The following is a 17,114-nucleotide window of genomic DNA, read 5'->3' on the forward strand; positions in this document are numbered from 1 at the left end:
CAAGCGCAGCGTAGGCTCTGATGGCGTGCAGAAACGTTGCGCCACGCTGCTGTGGCTCCTGGTCCCGTACGTGCTGTTCCTGGTGGCGCTGCCGCTGGCGAACCGCGTGACCCCGACCGTCCTCGGTCTCCCCTTTCTCTTTTTCTGGATGCTGCTGGCGACCTTGCTGACGCCGGTCGCGGTGTGGCTGGCCTGGCGCGGCGACAAGAAGCGGGGCCGGGTATGAACGCCACCGTCGCCACTGCCGTCTTCGGGGGCTTCATGGTGCTGACCGTGGCCCTCGGTCTGCTCGCGGTGCGCGGCCGGGGCTCCGGGGGCGGGCTTACGGAGTGGTCGGTGGGCGGCCGCAGTCTGGGCACCGCGTTCATCTGGGTGCTGATGGCCGGTGAGAGCTATACCAGCTTCAGCTATCTCGGGGCGGCCGGCTGGGGCTACAACGTCGGCGCCCCGGTGCTCTACGTCCTGGCCTACATGTCCTGCGGCTATGCGATCGGCTACGTCGTCGGCCCGATGCTGTGGGCGTACGCCCGCCGGCACGGCCTGGTCGGCATCACCGACATCGTCGCCCACCGCTACCGGCGGCCCTGGCTCGGCGCCGCCGTCGCCCTGCTCGCCACCGTCTGCCTGTTGCCGTACATCCAGCTGCAGATCACCGGCATGGGCACGGTCGTCTCCACCATCTCCTACGGTGCGATCAGCCTCAACTGGGCCTATTTCCTGGCCTTCGCGGTCGCCACCGGCTTCGTCGTGATCAGCGGGCTGCGCGGCAGCGCCTGGGTCTCGGTGCTCAAGGACGTCCTCGTCATCGTCACCCTCGCCTTCCTCGCGCTCTACGTACCGCTGCACTACTTCGGGGGCTACGGGCCCTTCCTGGACCGGATCGTCGCCGAGAAGTCGCAGTGGCTGACCTTCCCGGGGCACGCCTCGGGCGGCCTGGGCCAGGGCTGGTTCGTCACCACCACCCTCCTCAACTCCCTCACCGTGGTGATCTTTCCGACGACCGTGGCGGGCTATCTCGGCGCCCGCAATGCCGACGTACTGCGCCGTAACGCCATCTATCTCCCCTTCTACAACGTGCTGCTGTTCGTGCCGATGCTGCTGGGGCTCGCGGCGGTGTTCGTGGTGCCGGGGCTGACCGGCGCGGACTCCAATCTCGCCCTGTTCACGTTGGTGGTGGACGCTCTGCCGGCCTGGGCGGTGGGCCTGACCGGGGTGGCCGCCGCCCTCTCCTCCATCGTGCCGATGGCCGTGTTCATGCTGGTCATCGGCACGATGTGGGGGAGGAGCGTACTGGGTGCGATCCCCAAACTGGCGGACCGGCAGAAACTGTGGTCGCAGCTGGTCGTGGTGGCCGCGGGATCGCTCGCGCTGCTGTTGACCTACACCGCCCCCAACACCCTGGTCCGTCTGTCGCTGATTTCCTACGAGGGCATGGCGCAGCTCGTGCCGATGCTGCTGCTGGGGTTGGTGTGGCGGCGGCTGACGCTGCACGCCGCCGTGAGCGGCCTGGTTGTGGGCTTCGCGCTCGTCTGTGTGCTGGTGTTCAGCGGTCATGACCCGGTCTGGGGGATGAACGCGGGGATCGTCGGACTCGCGGTCAACGTGGTGGTGGCGCTGGCGGTCACCTGGCTGGGACCGCGCGCCGCGGACGACCGGCCGGACGACGAGGTGCTGGCGCTGGACGACGCGTTCCCCCAGGGGGACGCCGCACGGGAAGAGGAGCCCGCGCGGGATACGGCGCTCAGCCCTCCGGCGTCGTCGTGATCTTCTTGCCGTCCTTGGCGACCGCGAACCACAGTCCCTGCTTGCCCTGGCCGTTGATGTCACCGGGCTGCTTGTCTCCGGTGAACCAGTAGACCGGCCAGCAGTCGACGGCCAGCTGCCGGACGCCGTCCGGGCGGGTGACTGTGGTGATCAGCTTCTCGGGGATACCGCTGAGCTTGGAGCGGTCGGCGGGCTTGGCCGGCTTCCAGGTGTCCAGGCAGGCGTCGTTGCAGGCGAACTTCATCGGCCAGGCGCTGTCCTTGTTGAAGCGGTAGAGCGTCCGCCCCTTGCCGTCGACGAGCATCTCGCCGAGCTCGGGGTGGTTGAACAGCGAGACGTCGCCGGGCTTCTGGGCGCCCGCCTTCTTGCCGTCGGCGGCCAGCGCGTTCCAGGTGCCGCCGACGCCTTGGCCCTTGGTGTCGCCGGGCTGGGTGTCCTTGGCGTAGCGGTAGGCGGGCCAGCCGCCGATGGTGAGCTGCTTGATGCCGTCGGAGCGGGTGACCGAGCCGAGGTCGCTCTTGGCGATGCCCGCGGGGGCGGTGACGCCGTCGGCGGGGACCGGCGGCCAGGTGGTGGCGCAGGCGCCGGAGCAGTTGGACTTGGCCGGATCCGGGGTGTCCTTGTCGAAGCGGTACAGGGTCATCCCCTTGGCGTCCGTGACGACCGGCCCGAGCTCGGAGGACTGTGACAGCGCGAGCTTGCCCGCGGTGGGCCCGGCCTTCGCCGCCTTGCCGTCCCCGCCGCCCGCCTGGCCGCCGTATCCGCCGCCGTCGCCCCCGCCGGAGCCGGACGTCCCGTAGTCGTAGTCGCTGGTGCCCTGGCCGGCGGGCTGGACGGTGTCGGTGGTCGGGGTGCCGGCGCCCTGGTCGCCGCTGCTGCCGCAGGCGGCGGTCAGCGCCAGGGTGGCGACCGCCGCGGCCGCGAGTCCCGCACGACGTCGAGTGATCATGACTGCTCCTCTGTGGGTGGGGCTGTGGTGGCGTTGCCGAGTGGCTCGTGCTGTCGTGGGAGGAATACGCGGTGGGGGTGTGGCGCGTTCAGCCGCCGCGAAAGTTGTCATTCGGGCACGAAAAGACGGCCGCCGGACATCAGTTGGAGCCCTGAATGCGCAGCGCCAGCGCCGGGCAGCGGCGTACCGCGAGCTGTGCGCGGCGCCGCATCCGGGCCGGGAGCGCCATGTTGGCCTCCTCCGGATAGCCGTCCGGGCCGAGCCGTACGACACCGGGCACCACATCCGCACACAGGCCGTGGCCGCGGCACAGCGTCCAGTCGACCAGCAGCCGCTCCGGCTTGGGTGGCGGCGGGGGAGTGTCGGGCGGTGGTGGCGGCAGATGTCCGGGGACCGGCAGGGCCCCGGTCACCGGGCGGCCGCACCCGAACCCGCGCGCGTGGCGCTCGAACTCCTCGGGGAAGGCGGCCAGGGCCGAGGCGACGAAGCGCGCGGTGCCGTCCGGGTGGCTGCAGGCGCCGCGTCCGCGCACCGCGTCCATACGGGCGCGGACCTCGTCCAGCGCGGCGTCGCCCCCGCCCCGTACGGCCTCGTCGAGAACATCGGCCAGGGCCGGCAGGCCCAGGACACAGGGCCCGCACTGGCCGGCCGACTCGGCGGCCATCCAGCGCGCGACCCGTACGGTCTCGCCCGCGACGCAGGTGTCGTACGGCAGCGGTAGCACCGCGCCGGCGCCGAGGACCGCGCCGTAGGCGGCCAGCGCGTCACGGGACAGCCTCGCGGTCCCTGCGTCGTCCGGGGAGATGAACGTGCCGTGGTAGCCGCCGATCAGTACGCCCTGCCCGGGGTCGGTCCCGCACAGCGCGAGGATCTGGGTGAGCGGGACGCCGTACGGGGCCTCCACGACCCGGTTGCCGGCCACGGTCAGCAGCAGCGTACCGGGCTCGGCGGGCAGGCCCGCGGTGCGGTAGACGAGGGCGCCCATGCGTGCGGCGACGGAGAGTTGGGCGAAGGTCTCGGTGTTCGACAGCAGGGTCGGCACACCGTTCAGGCCGCGTTCGCTGGAGCGGACCTTGCGGCCGGAGGGGAGTCCCGGGCCGCCGCCCAGGCCGTTGGTGAGGGCGGTGCCCTCGCCGGTGACGAACCGCTCGGTCAGCAGGGTGACCCGCAACATCCGGCGCACCGGGCCGCGTTCGGCGATGGCCTCGCGCACCGAGTCCGCCACGTCCTCGCGGGTCACACCGATCGCGACCTCCTGCGCGCCGAGCGCCTCGGCGGCGAGCAGCGCGCCGTCCAGCACCAGATGCGGTACGTGCAGCAGCAGCGCGGTGTCCTTGAGGCAACTGGGCTCGCCCTCACTGCCGTTGACGACCACCGCCACCTTGCCGTCCGAGCGCTTCATGCCGTCCAGGACGGCGGACAGCTTGCGGGCGAACGGGAAGCCCGCGCCGCCGCGGCCGCGCAGATCGGTGTCCTCGGCGAGGGCGACCAGCTCCTGTGCGGTCAGCCGGGGCGGGGAGTCGTGCTGCGCCAGATGCGCGACCCGGTCCAGGCGCGGCATCGTGTCGAGACCGGCGAGCAGCCGCGGCGGACCCAGGGACGCCAGGGTCGGCACGGGGTCGGGCCCGGGGACGGCCGGCAGGGGGCGGGTGGGGGCCGGGGCGGTCACTGGTTCACTGTCCTTACTACGGGCTTCGGTTGGGTGGTGGTCGCCGCGGGCGTCGGCTCTGCGGGCGTCTGTTGGGTACTCGTCCCCACGGGGGCCGGCTCCGCGGGCGTCTGTTGGGCTCTGGTGTCCACGGTCTTCAGTTGGGCTCCCGCGTCCACGGTCTTCAGTTGGATTCTCACGTCCATGGACGTCGGTTGTGCGCTCGTCACCGCGGTCCTCGGTTGTGCGCTCGTCACCGGCGCACCCCCGGATCCCGGCGCACCCCCGAATCCCGGTGCTCCCCCGGCCCCCGGCGCACTCCCGAATCCCGGTGCTCCCCCGGATCCCGCCGTACCCCCGGATCCCGGCGCGCGCCGCGCGGCCACAGGGACTTGCCCGCCCCGCCCAGTCGCAGCGACCACCCCGGCATATGCAGCCGCAGCACCAGGCGTACGGCCACCGCGACCAGACAGATCACATATCCGGCAGTCGCCCAACCGGCCGCCTCCCGCCCGGCCTTGAGGCCGTGCACCAGGGCCATCGCCCAGGCGACGTACGCGCTCATGTGCAGCGCCCGCCACCAGCGGGAGGCGGTGTTGCCGGCGAACGCGCCGCGCACCGCGCCGGTCACCGCGACGGCGAGGAACACATACGCGGCGAGCGTGCCGAGGCCGATGAGGACCGGGCGGGCGCCGTCGGTGAACGGCACCGCGGCGGACAGGGCGCCGGTGTGCCCCTCGGCGACCTTCACCCAGATGTGCAGGCCGAGGAAGCCCAGCCCGGCGACGCCGGTGCCGCGGTGCACGGCCTGGGCGAGCAGCCGGTGGCCCGTGTGCAGCACCATCCGGTCGGTGGCGGCCAGGCCCCACAGCACCGTGACGGACAGCGAGACCAGCGCCAGCACGCCGGCGCCGAAGTCCAGGAAGACCATGGTGGTGTTCATCGCGCCGGAGTGCAGGGTGACGGCGAGGAAGAGCAGCAGCGCCGCCGGAAGCGCCGGGCGCAGCAACGGGGTTCGGGTGTAGCCGCCGCCCGGTGGTCGGTCCGGTACCCGCGGCGGCGGTCCGGGTTTCTCCCTCGGACGCCGGGGTCGGGGCCCGCTCGGCGAGGGCCGGGCGCGGTGCGCGTGCCGGCTCTGCAAACGGGGTGCGGACATCGAACCTCCCGGTGGGGGCAGCGGGATGTGAACCGAATTTCGGTGAAATCTCCCGGCGGCGGTATTTTTCGCCGCAGCTTTTGTTGGGGTGACCCCCGGTAACATTGAACATTCCGTGACCAGGCGGATACTCAGGGCCGTAATCAGGATGAGCAAAATCATCTCCGAACGCCCTCTAAATTTCCTAAGGTTTATCGCGCTGTGACAAATTCCTGCACCGGCGTCGCGGTCGCACACGGTGACTGTCGATGATGCCGACTCAGGCGCAGGGGCGGTGTCAAGCCCTGCCCCAGCCGCATCCCCGCCAGGATCGAGGTAGCGATGTGTGATCTCCTGAACCGCATCTGGTCGCGCCCCCGGGGCGAGTGGGCCCGGGAAGTGAGAAAGGAAATCCCGGGCCTCGCAGAGAAGGTGGTCGCGGAGTTGCAACGCGGATTTCCGCAATTGTCGGCACTTCTCGGAGATACCCCCGTGGAAGAGGCGCAATGGGCCCTGGAGCAGGCCCTGTTGACATGTCTGGGATACCAGAAGGCATCGGAGACCAAACGCCCGCAGGCGCCGTCCGTGGTCACTCCGATGCCCGTCGCACGTGCCCGCCAGGACCTGTTCGACGGTCTCTCCGGACGCCGGGAGGTCCCGGAGGGCGGCCTGCCCGAGCTGGCCCGCGCGGCCGGCTGGCCGGTCCCGGACACGCTCCAGGCCGTCGTCCTCGCCTCCCCTGCCGAGGCGCCCCAACTGGCCGCGGCGCTCGGCCATGCCCTGATCGGTGGCGTCGAGGGCGACACCTGTCTGTTCGTCCCCGACCCGGCCACCCAGACCAAGGGCCGCCTGGAAGCGGCGCTCAAGGGCCGGATGGCGGCCGTCGGCCATGTCGTCCCCGCCACCGAGGCCGCGTCCTCCCTCCGTTGGGCCCGCTACCTCCTCTCCCTCGGCCCCAGCAGGGTCGGCCCCGAAGCGCGCCCGGCCTTCGTCGACGACCACCTCTCCGCTCTTTTACTGCTCCAGGACGAGTCGCTGGCGGACGCGCTGACGTCGCGGTGGCTCGGCCCCCTGGAGGAGCTGACCCCGCGTCAGAGCGAGCGCCTCGAAGTGACACTCCTCGCCTGGCTGGAGGGTGGCGGCGCCCCCGAAGCCGCCAAACTCCTGCACGTCCACCCGCAGACCGTCCGCTACCGGCTGCGCCAGATCGAGAAGCTCTTCGGCCCCGCGCTTCGCGACCCCCGAACCCGCTTCGAACTGGAAATGGCACTCCGCAGCCGCCGCCTGATGGCCCACGTACGCAGTTACCGCGCCCGCGCCGGCCGCCGCGCACGGGCCGTCGCCTCCAGCATCCGACCATTGGGCATGGCGAGGGAGGCGCGGGTGAACGGGCTATGACGGACCGGAGGGAGTCCGGTGTCCTCCGGTGCCCTAGTGCCCCGTAGGGGCGGCCAATCGCCGCCGACTTCCCGACTGTGAACCGGGTTGCTGTACGTCCCGGGGTGCCGTGCTCCGCAGGGCATGGCACCCCGCCACCCGGCACGATCTCTGGAGCGAGGCCATGAAAGCACCCATGAAAGAGCCCGCGAACGGAACCACGATCGGAACCTCGAACGGCGTCGGCACCGTATCCAGGTACCCGACAGCGGGCCGGGGCCTAGGCCGCGGGTCGCAAGGACGCAAAGCCGGCGTACGTCAAGGCGCCACGCCGTATGGCGTGTGGGCCCCTGTAGGTTGACGCCGTGCGGATACCGGAATGCAGCGCCAGGCAGGTCATACGTGGCCTCGCGGCCGCGCTGTTGTTTCTGCTGCTCGGCTGTGTGAGCCATGTCTCGGCGGGTGGGCGGCTACCCGGGCCGGGGCGGCTCGCCGTCATGTTCGCGGTGCTCGCCGCGGTGGGCGTGGGGCTGACCCGCGCGCGTAGGGGCTTCGACGTCCAGGTGCTGGTCCTGGGTGTGGCCCAGCTGGTTCTGCACTTCGCGTTCCACACGGCCGGGACGGCGGCCGCCGAGGCCCCCGCCATGCCGTCCGGCCGGGCGCACCATCACGGCGGGATGGTGTCCGGCGTCGTCCCGGGCGCTGGCGGCCATCGCGAGATGTCGGTGGGCATGACGCTGGGGCACGGGGCGGCAGCCCTGGGGGTGGCGGTCTGCCTGGCTTACGGGGACCGGCTGGTACGGCGGCTGGCCGCGCTGGCAGCTCCCAGGATCCGCTTCCTCCGGCTGTCGCCGATCCCGCCCGCCCCGCCGCGGCTGCTGCCGCGCGGCCCGCGGGTTCTGGCCGCCAGGTACGGGGTGCTGCTCGCGCGCGGCCGGCACCGTCGAGGCCCTCCGCTGCCGCTGCCGGCCTGACGACAACGCACTCCCCCATGTTTCACCCTCTCCGCGTGGCCGTCGTTGCCCGTGGGGGGCGGCATGCGGCCATGCCTTGAGCGCGAAGTCAGACCGGCGTCGCGGCTTCTGCCGCGATATATGCCACATCACCCTGAAGCGGCGGTTACTTCACCCGACTTCATCCGGATTTCATCAGACTTCGCCCTGAGCGCCCGCGTCCATACCGACGGGCGCGTACCTGGAGTTCCGCATGTCCACTGTGCCCGAAGAGTCATCCAGAGCAACGTCCGCCGGACCTACCGACCAGCCGTCCGACACGGGCGCCTTTGCGGCGACGGCGACGGCACCGCACCGCCCATCCGCCGACGGCAGCTCCCGGCCGGACCGTTCCCGGCCGGACCGTTCCCGGCAGGGCGTGCGGGCGCTGCTCACACGCCTGCACTTCTACGCGGGCGTGTTCGTCGCACCGTTCCTGATCGTGGCCGCGCTGACCGGGCTCGCCTACGCCTTCGCCCCGCAGCTCGACCAACTGGTCTACGGAGACCAGCTGACCGTCGAGAAGCCCGAGGGCACCCCGCACCCGCTGGCGGACCAGGTCGCCGCCGCCCGCGCCGCTCACCCGGAGGGGACACTGGACTCGGTCATCACCCCCGCCGATCCGGAGGAGACCACCCGGGTCGTGCTGGCCGTCCCGGAGCTGGGCGAGAACCAGCGCACCGTGTTCGTCGACCCCTACACCAACGAGGTCAAGGGCGCGCTGACCACCTCGTTCAACTCCACGCCGGTCACCACCTGGCTCGGCGAGCTGCACCGCAACCTGCACCTGGGCGAGCCGGGCCGGCTGTACTCGGAGACGGCCGCCAGCTGGCTGTGGGTCATCGTCGCCGCCGGATTGGTGCTGTGGCTGGCGCGCCGTCGGTCCAGCCGGGGCCATCCGGTCCGGCGGGTGCTGATGCCCGACCGCGGCGCCCGCGGCGTGCGCCGCACCCGCGGCTGGCACGCCACCACGGGCCTCTGGCTGGCCGTGGGCCTGTTCTTCCTCAGCGCCACCGGTCTGACGTGGTCGAGCTACGCGGGAGCTCGCTTCGAGACCGTGCTGGACAAGGTCCACGCCCGCACTCCCGAGCTGAACACCTCCCTGCCGTCCGCTCCCGCCGGCTCCGGCGAGTCCGCCGGCCCGCACGGGCACCACGGCGGGTCGGCCTCGTCGAAGAAGACCGCCGACCCGATCGCCGACATCGGCCCGGTCCTGGCCACCGCGCGGGAGGCCGGGCTCACCGGAACCGTCAAGCTGACCCCGTCGGCGGACGAGCACAGTGCCTGGTCCGTCGCGCAGAACGACAAGGTGTGGCCGGTGCACCTGGACCAGGTGGCCGTCGACGCCGACAAGCGCGAGGTCACCGCCACCAACCGGTGGTCCGACTACCCGTTGCCGGCCAAGCTGACCAAGCTCGGCATCCAGGCCCACATGGGTGTGCTCTTCGGCCTGGCCAACCAGCTCCTGCTCGCCGCCACCGCCATCGGACTGCTCTTCGTCATCGCCTGGGGCTACCGGATGTGGTGGCAGCGCCGCCCCACCCGGGCCGACCGAAGCGCCCCACTGGGCAAGCCGCCCGTCCGGGGGGCCTGGCGCCGGCTGCCCCTGCCGGTGCTCCTGCTCGGCCTCCCGGTAGCGGCGACCATCGGTTGGGCCGTGCCGGTCCTCGGCGTCACTCTTCTCGGCTTCCTGGCCGTGGACATCGCCATCGGCCGCATCCGGCGCTACCGCCGGAGCCGTGACATCGCTGCCTCGACGAGCTGATCACGGGCGCGGGCCCGTGGCACCGGCACGTCCTGAGACCGTCGTGGGAGGGTGCGCTTACGGGTGCCCTCCCACGGGCGGCGCGGGGGCCACTGCGTCGTAGGGCTGTCCTGTTGTACGTCCCGGAGGTGCCTGCCCGTTGGCGCATGGCACCCCGCCACCAACGCGGGCCATGCAAGGGGCGCAGCCGCACGTTCATCCGCGTCGCGCCGCGCCCGTCGGCCACACCACATCGACCGGCAGACCGACCGCTCGCGCCTCGGAGACCACATCAGCGGTGCCCCCGCCCTTGCCCGACGGCGGCTCCCCGTTCCACACCGCAACGAGCCGGTCGGCCTGCTCCAAGAGCGCGCGGTTCGCCGCCTCGTACGCCTGTCGACTGGCGGTCGCGTGTTGCATCACCCGCACCTCGTCAGCCGCCTCGACCAGCCGGTCGAAGGTCTCGGCGTGATCGGGCTTGACCTTGGCCCGGCGATAGTCCCGGGAGGGCAGCACGACGACGAGCCGCCCGCCGACGGCGAGCACGGCCTCGGCGAACAGCGAGTCGGAGCCGGCCGCGATGCAAGAGACGCCGATCAGCTTCGTGCTGTCATAGGGCTTGAGGAGTCCGTCGAGCGCGGCACGCACAAGGGGCACGCTGTCCTGCGTCAGATCCATGTGCCCGTGACGGCGATGGTGGTCACGGTCATACCTCTCACTTTGACAGCTGGTCGCGGATTCTGGCCCGCACCTCGCCAACGGCCTGTGAGGCACTGTGCCCGACCGTGTACGGATACAGGCTGCTCAACTGAGTACGTACCCGGTTCGACCTCGTGCGGGTCGCGGCGTCCACGGCTCGGTGTGCCTGCTCCACTCCCCCTCTGATATCGCCAACGAGGAACTGACACGCTGCGAGTCCGATCATGTCCAGCGCGTGGCTGCGCCCAGCTTCCTGGCCACGCCGGGTGAGGGCGTCGCGAATCTCGTTCGCTGCGTCCTCGGCGTATGGGCGCGGGTCCTGGCGCGCAAGGTCGAGCAAGCGCCCACCTGTCACACCGGCGAGCTCAGCATCGTTGAAGTACGCGATCCAGTACGGCTCTTGTCCGCGCTCCGCTGCGCCGAGTGCGTCGGCCGCCTGCCCAGTGGCTCGACGAAAGGCTGACATACGTCCAAGGGCCGCATAGGCCCATGCCTCACGACTGTGGAGCATGGCCCGTACTCGGGGGTCGGCCACTCCGCGGGAACCATCCTGTGCGAGGCGTACCAGCTCCAGGGCGTCTTGCGGTCGGTCGCCGTAGAGCATTTGCCGAGCCATCCCCGCCAGTACATTGGCGCCGAAGGCCATGTCCTTGCCTGCGTGTGAGGAGCGCAGCGCAAGTCGGTAGTACTCCTGTGCCTGCCGTTGCAGTCCCGAATCCCAGGCCATCGTGGCTGCCGTACCGGCAAGTTGAGCCATGACCCGATGCAGGCGCTGTTCGATCTCGCGCGACTGATGTTCCTCCAGGTACCCCGCTACTTCGTTCAGTTGCCCGAGTACGGCCTTACGCCGCAGGCCGCCGCCGAATTTATGACCCGCCGTCGTGTCCGACCGGGGCGATCGGCCAGTGCCGTTCCGCCTCCGGGGGACGGCCGTCTACGCGCCTTCCACTGCGGCCGTGCCCGCATGCACGGAACCTTGCCAGCTTTGCCGCGAGAAAGGGCGCCAGTGATCGCCCGGTGCACTCACCGGTGACCTTTCCCACGGAGGGCCCACATTCCCCCGGCGGCTCCAGTCTCCGGATGGGAACGAAGACGGAGACGACAGGGGAGCACGAACCAGGGGCCGCCCGGCCCCCTCCCTGATCGGTCAGGCCCGGCCGCCCCGAACACCAAAGGCACCGTGCGCGGTACTCGGGGAGCACAGCCATTTGCGCTTCCGGGTACGACGTCGACGCGGAACTGTGGGACTCTCCCGTCGGCGGACAACGACGACCGCGACGCCCCGCCGGCTGGATCCCCCAGGTAAACGTCGGCGCTGTGCTCCGGACGTCCAAAGACCCCCAACGTCAGCAAGCCGCCGGAGTTGGGGGTCCTTGACTGCACGGCCCTGGGGAATCGCGTCTCAGGCGGCCATCAGCGGCAGTTCCGCCCGCTGTTGATGCAGGCGACCGCCCTGGCCATCAGATCCCGAGGCATCACATTGATGAAGTCGCCGTGGTCGGTCACCGGCTTGTGGAGTTGTTCGGGGAAGCTGTCCACGGCGAAGCCGACGCCGTCCGGGACGTCGTAGGTGATGCGCTGCACCAGCTGCGGTATGGCCGTGAAGCCGTTCGGGCACCGGCCGTTCTGGTCCGAGAACGCCACATGTGTACGGTGGTTGGCGCTGTCGATGTTCCGGCCGTCCCAGCAGTTCTGGAAGGCGAAGGTCCGTACGACGTCGGCGCCGTTGGGGCAGATCGGGTACTTGTCCTCCAGCTGGCGGTTCTCGAAGCCGACGCAGCTCCAGGAGGCGTTGGCGTTGGCCGTGCCGTTGGTGAACGCCTTGGCATCACCGGTGATGATTTTCAAAAAGCGCGGCATCTCCCGCACCTGCCCGGCCTGGTTGCCGCGGAACTGCAGGGTCACCGAGGACGGTCGCAGTATCGAGCCGACATTGCCGTCCTGACCGGCGCCCGGCACATTCACCGCGTTCCCGTCCAGTTTGCGCAGCACTGGCCAGTAGTGACTCGACTGGTCCCCGTTGTCGCAGGTGGTGCCGGACTGGGCGAGCTCGCGGTCGTTGGAGAAGGCGTCGGTGGCCTTGTTGCCGACGTAGTCGTGGAAGTGTTTGGCGCCGTTGTTGACGCCCGGGGTGACGATGACGTTGTCGGAGTTGAAGTGGCCGTTTTCATTGCGGCCGCACTCGGTGATGAAGGTGCCGGTGGAGGCGCCGCGCCCTTGGGGAGCGGCGAACGGCGGATCGCCGGCATTCGGCTCGACGGAGGTGATGTCGACGAAGTCGTCGGGGGAGGGGCCGCCCTGGATCTGTCCCTGCTGGCCGCCGACCTGGCCCTGTCGCCCGCCGTCCTGGTCCTGTCGCCCGCCGTTCTGGTTCCGCTCTCGTCGCTGCCAGAAGTACTGGCTCTGGCTCGTCGACTTGGTGGCGGCCTCTCCGTCCGAGCCCGTCCCCTCACCGGTGGGCTTGGTGGTGCAGGTGACCAGCTCCGTCAGGTAGTCGGGCTGCTCAGCAGCGTCCTTGGCGATCGCGTTCGCCATCGTCTCGATGGTCGACTCCCGCTGTTGCTTCAGTCGGCTGAGCACCTCCGTACCGCTGCTGCCGTCCATCATCTTCTCGTAGGCAGCGTGGACTTGATGGTCCAGGGCGACCAGCCCCTTGGAGACCTGAAGCCTGGCACCGCTCGGCACCTCCTGCAGCTTCTGGCCGACATCGGGGCAGGAGATGGTGGTCGCGGCCGCGGTGCGCTGCTCGCCGGCCGATGCGTCCGGCTCGGAGCCGCCGGCCAGGGCGGTGGTGGCCACCACCGCCAGACTGCCACCGCCCAGCAGGAGCGCGGCCGCGGCGACCAGCATTCTGTTCGTGAGGCGCGAGCGTTTGTGCGGGGAGGACGATTGCCCTCGCCCTCGCCCTCGTCCTTGCCGTTGTGGCTGTCGTTGGCTCATGAGATCACTTCGTTTCGTGAGGGTTGTGGGGGCGTGAGGGGTGTGAGGGTGTGGTGGATAGGTGTGGTTGGTGGGTTTTTTGTTGGGGGTGAGAGGGCGGGGGTGATTTCTCCTGAAACGGGAAAATCAGGAGGAGTTGAGCGTGCTGAAATCGACCATCCCGGTCTTCTCCAGCACGGTGATGTGATCCAGGACGATGTTGTTGGCACGGGTCGCCAGATTCCGCACCATCGTGTTCTCGCTCTGCGCCCGTACGAGCGCCACCAGCCCGAAGACCTTGCCGTGCGCCCGGCGCAACAACTGCGCGAACAGCGGGTCGAATTCGTCGCCCTGAGCGGCGCTGAGCTGGGCCAGCCAACCCTGCTGCTGGTCGGTCGGCTGATTGGCCAGCTGGATGCCCAGCGCGCGGCCCGCCTCGATGGCCCGCCGGTCCAACTCGGTGTGGCCCTCCACGAGATGGTCGCCCGCGGTCTTCACCGCGGGGCTTCTGCCGCGTTCCTGTGCCTGTCTGCCGGCCGGCAGCTCCCACAGGCCGGCGAGCCTGACCTTGCGTACGAAGTCCCGGTCCATCGCGGTCAGCGGGCCGTACCTGGTGTCCACCGTGCCACCGCCGTCGTCGTCCCACGACGGCGCGCTCTGGGCCACCGCCGAGCTCTCGCCGAACAGCTGCACCGGCAGCAGCAGCGCCGCGAGCGTGGCCACGAGCGCGCTGACCACCAGTCCGGTGGCGATGGTCCGTTCGGACATGGCGGAGTTGCTGACGATCGACCGCACACGGCCTCCCGGTTCGTCCCGACTGGAATGCCCCGGACGGTAGGCCGCGCGCGGGGCTTGTGGTCGCGGGTTCTCACGCCTGGACAAATAACGGCCGGGCCCGTCGTGGCACTGGTACGGTGCGCGATGCGGGGCCGGACGGAGGGGAGCGGGCCGGACGGAATCCGGCTGGACGGGTGGGATGGCGTGGTTCGGCGTGCGATCAGCCCCTCGGTGTGTGAACAGCTCCTCGGCATGCGAACCAACTCCGCGGCGTCCGAATACCCCTCAGCGCGCGAACAGACCGGCGGCCGCCGCCCGTCGGCGCTCCGCGCGCGTCTCGCGGATCTCGCGTTCCCCCTGCGCGTACATCGCGTCGATCTCCGCCGCGTACGCCCGGACGATCGCCGCCCGCCGCAGCTTCAGCGATGGCGTCATCAGCCCGGACTCCTGGCTGAGCTTCCCGGGCAGGATGCGGAACGCACGGATCGACTCGGCCCGCGACACCGCGCTGTTCGCGCGCGCCACCGCCCGCCGCACCTCCGCCCGGACCTGCTCCTCCGGCGACAGCTCCCGGTCGTTCCGGTCATCCCGGTCGTCCCGGCTGCCGGCCCGCGGCGCAGCCGACCCATCGCCCCGATGCCGCCCGGGGCCCTGAGCCGCCCCCTCACCCCGGCTCCAGCCGTACGCCCCCTCACCCCGGCCCCAACCGCCCCCGCCATGGCCCCGACTCCACCCATACGCGCCACCACCCCGGCCCCGGCCGTCCGCGCCCCGCGTGCCCTCCCAACCGTCCGCGTCCGCGCCCTCGTCCACGTCCTCCAGACCGTTCACCCACCGCCAGTGCGCCAGCGCCTCCGGATCCAGCGTGATCAGTGCGGTCACATACGGGCGATTGTCACCGATCACCACACACTGCGAGATCAGCGGATGTGCGTTCAGCCGCTGCTCCAGCGCCTGCGGTGCGACGCTCTTGCCGCTGCTGGTGATGATGATGTCCTTCTTGCGGCCGGTGATGACCAGGTAGCCCTCCTCGTCCAGATGCCCCAGATCACCGGTCGGCAGCCAGCCGCCGTACAGCCCGCTGCCCGGTCTGCCGCCCTCGTCGAGATACCCGGCGAACACCACCGCGCCTCGCACCCACACCTCACCGTCCAGCGCCAGATGCACCGCGCTGCCCGGCAGCGGACGGCCCACCGTCCCGAACCGCACCCGGCCCGGCGGCTGCACCGTGATCGCGCCGCTGGTCTCCGTCAGCCCGTAGCCGTCATAGACGGTGACCCCGGCGCCGGCGTAGAACAGCCCCAGCTCCCGGCGCAGCGGCGAACCGCCGGAGACCGCGGTATGCACCCGGCCGCCCAGCAGCGCCCGGATCCGGGAGTACACCAGCCGGTCGTAGACCGCGTGCCGGGCCCGCAGGAGCGGATCGGGGCCGCGCCCGGTGCCGTGCGCCTGTTCCGCGAGCGCCTCCGCGTACCGCACCGCCACCGTCATGGCCGCGTCGAACATCCGCCGCCGCCCGGCCTGTTCGGCCGCCCGGCGCGCGCGGTCGCAGAGCTTCTCGAAGAGATACGGCACCGCGAACACGACCGTCGGCCGGAACGACGCGAGGGCCGGCAGCAGCGCGTCCGGCGACAGATCCGGCTGATGCCCGAGCAGCACCCCGCCCCGTATGCAGGCCACTTGCAGCATCAGCCCGTAGATATGCGCCAGCGGCAGAAACGCCAGCAGCGACGGACGCTCCCCGGGAGGGGCGAGCAGATGGCCCCAGCCCGCGTGCAGGGTGTCGCACTCGGCGGCCAGATTGGCGTGCGTGATCATGCAACCGCGGGGGCGTCCGGTGGTCCCCGACGTATAGACGATCGCGGCGATCGAGCCCGGGGCGACCGCATGACGCAGCCGGTGCACATCGGCGTCGGCGAGCCGGGTGCCCTCCTCGGTCAGCCGGCGTACACAGTCCCGGTCCAGTTGCCAGATCCGCCGCAGCCCGGACCGCTCGTCGCAGGCCGCGGCGACGGTCATCGCCTGGGCCTCGCACTCGACCAGGATCGCCGCCACCCGCGCCCCGGAGAGGATGCTGCGCAGCTGCCCGGCGGAGGCGGTCGGGTAGACCGGCACCAGCTGCGCGCCGACCGCCCACAGGGCATAGCTGAACAGTGTCCACTCGTAGCGGGTACGGGACAGCAACGCGACCCGGGTGCCCGGCCGGACCCCGTCCGCCAACAGCCCTCTGGCCAGTCCCATGACCTCGTCGCGGAACTCCGCCGCGGACACCTCATGCCAGCCGGATTCGTCGGCACGACGGCGGGCGAGCTGGGCGAAGTCCGGGCGGTGTTCGGCGGTGTCGAAGACCGAGTCGGCGAGACCGCCGGTCCGCAGCGGAGCCGTCAGGGCCGGAACGCAGATGTCGCGCACAGCACCTCCTAGGTGATCCCCCTTCCCGCCGCCGTCCCAGCGGCAGGGACGGGCAAGCTACCGGCCGGTCTCGGGGCTGCCCAGGTCTCTGGCTACTCTTGAGCGGAAGCCGACAAGTCTTGGGTTATGGGTTGTGCGTGACGCACGACGCGTGACGGGTGGCATCACGCCTGAGTGACCGGTGACGCGATACGGGTTTCCGGGTACGGGGCACACGCCACCGGTTACGGGCACACGAGCCCACCGGTTACGGTTTATGTGCGTCCCACCGGCTTATGGGACGTGCGTTGTGCGGATGACACGACCGAGCATGGATGAGCGGAGCGGGAGGGAGCGCCGGATGCACCGCATCGCCGAAGCCTGGCGGCTCTACACCTCCGCGCTGTTCTTCCTCCTCGCCGGATTCCTCCTCGCCCAGACCGGTCTGACGACGGCTCTGACCGCCGCCGCGACCACCGCCGCGGTACTGCTGCTGTGCAGCGCCTTCCTCATCGCGGCCTTCGCCCGCCCGGTGCCGCCGGGCCGGATCCGTACGGCCATCCGCGACCGTGAGCGGCGTACCGCGTTCCTGCCGCAGCGCGATCCCGACGCGGCGGGCCGTCCCCGCCCCCGAGCACCGGGCCGTCCCCTCCCGACGGCCGCGTAGGCGCGAGGGCACAGCCGACTCCCTGGCCTCCTGGCACTGCCTGGACCCTGGC

At 71.0% G+C, this 17,114-nt stretch carries 13 protein-coding genes and 1 pseudogene; 6 read left to right on the forward strand and 8 right to left on the reverse strand.

Annotated elements, in window-relative coordinates:
- Positions 1-25: 25 nt before the first annotated feature.
- Positions 26-226 (forward strand): DUF3311 domain-containing protein, encoded by a 201-nt coding sequence (locus K9S39_RS28075; RefSeq protein ID WP_248866108.1) that lies wholly within the window; start codon positions 26-28, stop codon positions 224-226.
- Positions 223-1,764 carry a sodium:solute symporter family protein gene (locus K9S39_RS28080; RefSeq protein ID WP_248866109.1) on the forward strand — a complete coding sequence of 514 codons (1,542 nt, stop codon included), beginning with the start codon at positions 223-225 and terminating at the stop codon, positions 1,762-1,764. The genes K9S39_RS28075 and K9S39_RS28080 overlap by 4 nt, the downstream gene beginning before the upstream one ends.
- Here K9S39_RS28080 and K9S39_RS28085 read toward each other — a convergent pair.
- From K9S39_RS28085 to K9S39_RS28095, 3 genes are all read right to left on the reverse strand, one after another.
- Positions 1,742-2,713 (reverse strand): SCO0930 family lipoprotein, encoded by a 972-nt coding sequence (locus K9S39_RS28085; RefSeq protein ID WP_248866110.1) that lies wholly within the window; start codon positions 2,711-2,713, stop codon positions 1,742-1,744. The genes K9S39_RS28080 and K9S39_RS28085 overlap by 23 nt on opposite strands.
- Positions 2,714-2,852: 139 nt before the next feature.
- A complete protein-coding gene (locus tag K9S39_RS28090; protein ID WP_248866111.1) occupies positions 2,853-4,382 on the reverse strand; it encodes an NADH-quinone oxidoreductase subunit NuoF family protein in 1,530 nt (509 codons plus the stop codon).
- Positions 4,383-4,614: 232 nt separating this feature from the next.
- Entirely contained in the window at positions 4,615-5,370 is a 756-nt protein-coding gene (locus K9S39_RS28095; RefSeq protein ID WP_248866112.1) for a hypothetical protein, read from the reverse strand.
- A gap of 618 nt (positions 5,371-5,988) precedes the next feature.
- Between K9S39_RS28095 and K9S39_RS28100 the strand changes: the two genes are divergently transcribed.
- The 3 genes from K9S39_RS28100 to K9S39_RS28110 all read left to right on the forward strand — a co-directional run bounded on the left by K9S39_RS28100 (position 5,989) and on the right by K9S39_RS28110 (position 9,630).
- Positions 5,989-6,894 (forward strand): PucR family transcriptional regulator, encoded by a 906-nt coding sequence (locus tag K9S39_RS28100; RefSeq protein WP_319949586.1) that lies wholly within the window; start codon positions 5,989-5,991, stop codon positions 6,892-6,894.
- A gap of 344 nt (positions 6,895-7,238) precedes the next feature.
- The gene (locus tag K9S39_RS28105; RefSeq protein WP_248866115.1) at positions 7,239-7,847 is read left to right on the forward strand and encodes a hypothetical protein; all 609 of its coding nucleotides are present in this window, start codon (positions 7,239-7,241) and stop codon (positions 7,845-7,847) included.
- 232 nt (positions 7,848-8,079) lie between these two features.
- Positions 8,080-9,630, forward strand: a complete 1,551-nt coding sequence (locus K9S39_RS28110; protein WP_248866116.1) for a PepSY-associated TM helix domain-containing protein — start codon at positions 8,080-8,082, stop codon at positions 9,628-9,630.
- A 195-nt stretch (positions 9,631-9,825) separates the two neighbouring features.
- Here K9S39_RS28110 and K9S39_RS28115 read toward each other — a convergent pair.
- From K9S39_RS28115 to K9S39_RS28135, 5 genes and pseudogenes are all read right to left on the reverse strand, one after another.
- A pseudogene (locus K9S39_RS28115) lies at positions 9,826-10,313 on the reverse strand (hypothetical protein).
- 11 nt (positions 10,314-10,324) lie between these two features.
- On the reverse strand, positions 10,325-11,065 hold the full coding sequence (locus tag K9S39_RS28120) for a hypothetical protein (protein WP_319949587.1): 741 nt from the start codon (positions 11,063-11,065) through the stop codon (positions 10,325-10,327).
- A 656-nt stretch (positions 11,066-11,721) separates the two neighbouring features.
- On the reverse strand, positions 11,722-13,158 hold the full coding sequence (locus tag K9S39_RS28125; RefSeq protein WP_248866117.1) for a DUF1996 domain-containing protein: 1,437 nt from the start codon (positions 13,156-13,158) through the stop codon (positions 11,722-11,724).
- A gap of 216 nt (positions 13,159-13,374) precedes the next feature.
- A complete protein-coding gene (locus tag K9S39_RS28130; RefSeq protein WP_248866118.1) occupies positions 13,375-13,995 on the reverse strand; it encodes a DUF4142 domain-containing protein in 621 nt (206 codons plus the stop codon).
- 294 nt (positions 13,996-14,289) lie between these two features.
- The gene (locus K9S39_RS28135; protein ID WP_248866119.1) at positions 14,290-16,416 is read right to left on the reverse strand and encodes an AMP-dependent synthetase/ligase; all 2,127 of its coding nucleotides are present in this window, start codon (positions 16,414-16,416) and stop codon (positions 14,290-14,292) included.
- 340 nt (positions 16,417-16,756) lie between these two features.
- Between K9S39_RS28135 and K9S39_RS28140 the strand changes: the two genes are divergently transcribed.
- Positions 16,757-17,062, forward strand: coding sequence for a DUF6412 domain-containing protein (locus K9S39_RS28140; protein WP_248866120.1), 306 nt, complete (start codon positions 16,757-16,759; stop codon positions 17,060-17,062).
- Positions 17,063-17,114 lie beyond the last annotated feature (52 nt).

Source organism: Streptomyces halobius (assembly GCF_023277745.1).
Taxonomy (GTDB): Bacteria; Actinomycetota; Actinomycetes; order Streptomycetales; family Streptomycetaceae; genus Streptomyces; species Streptomyces halobius.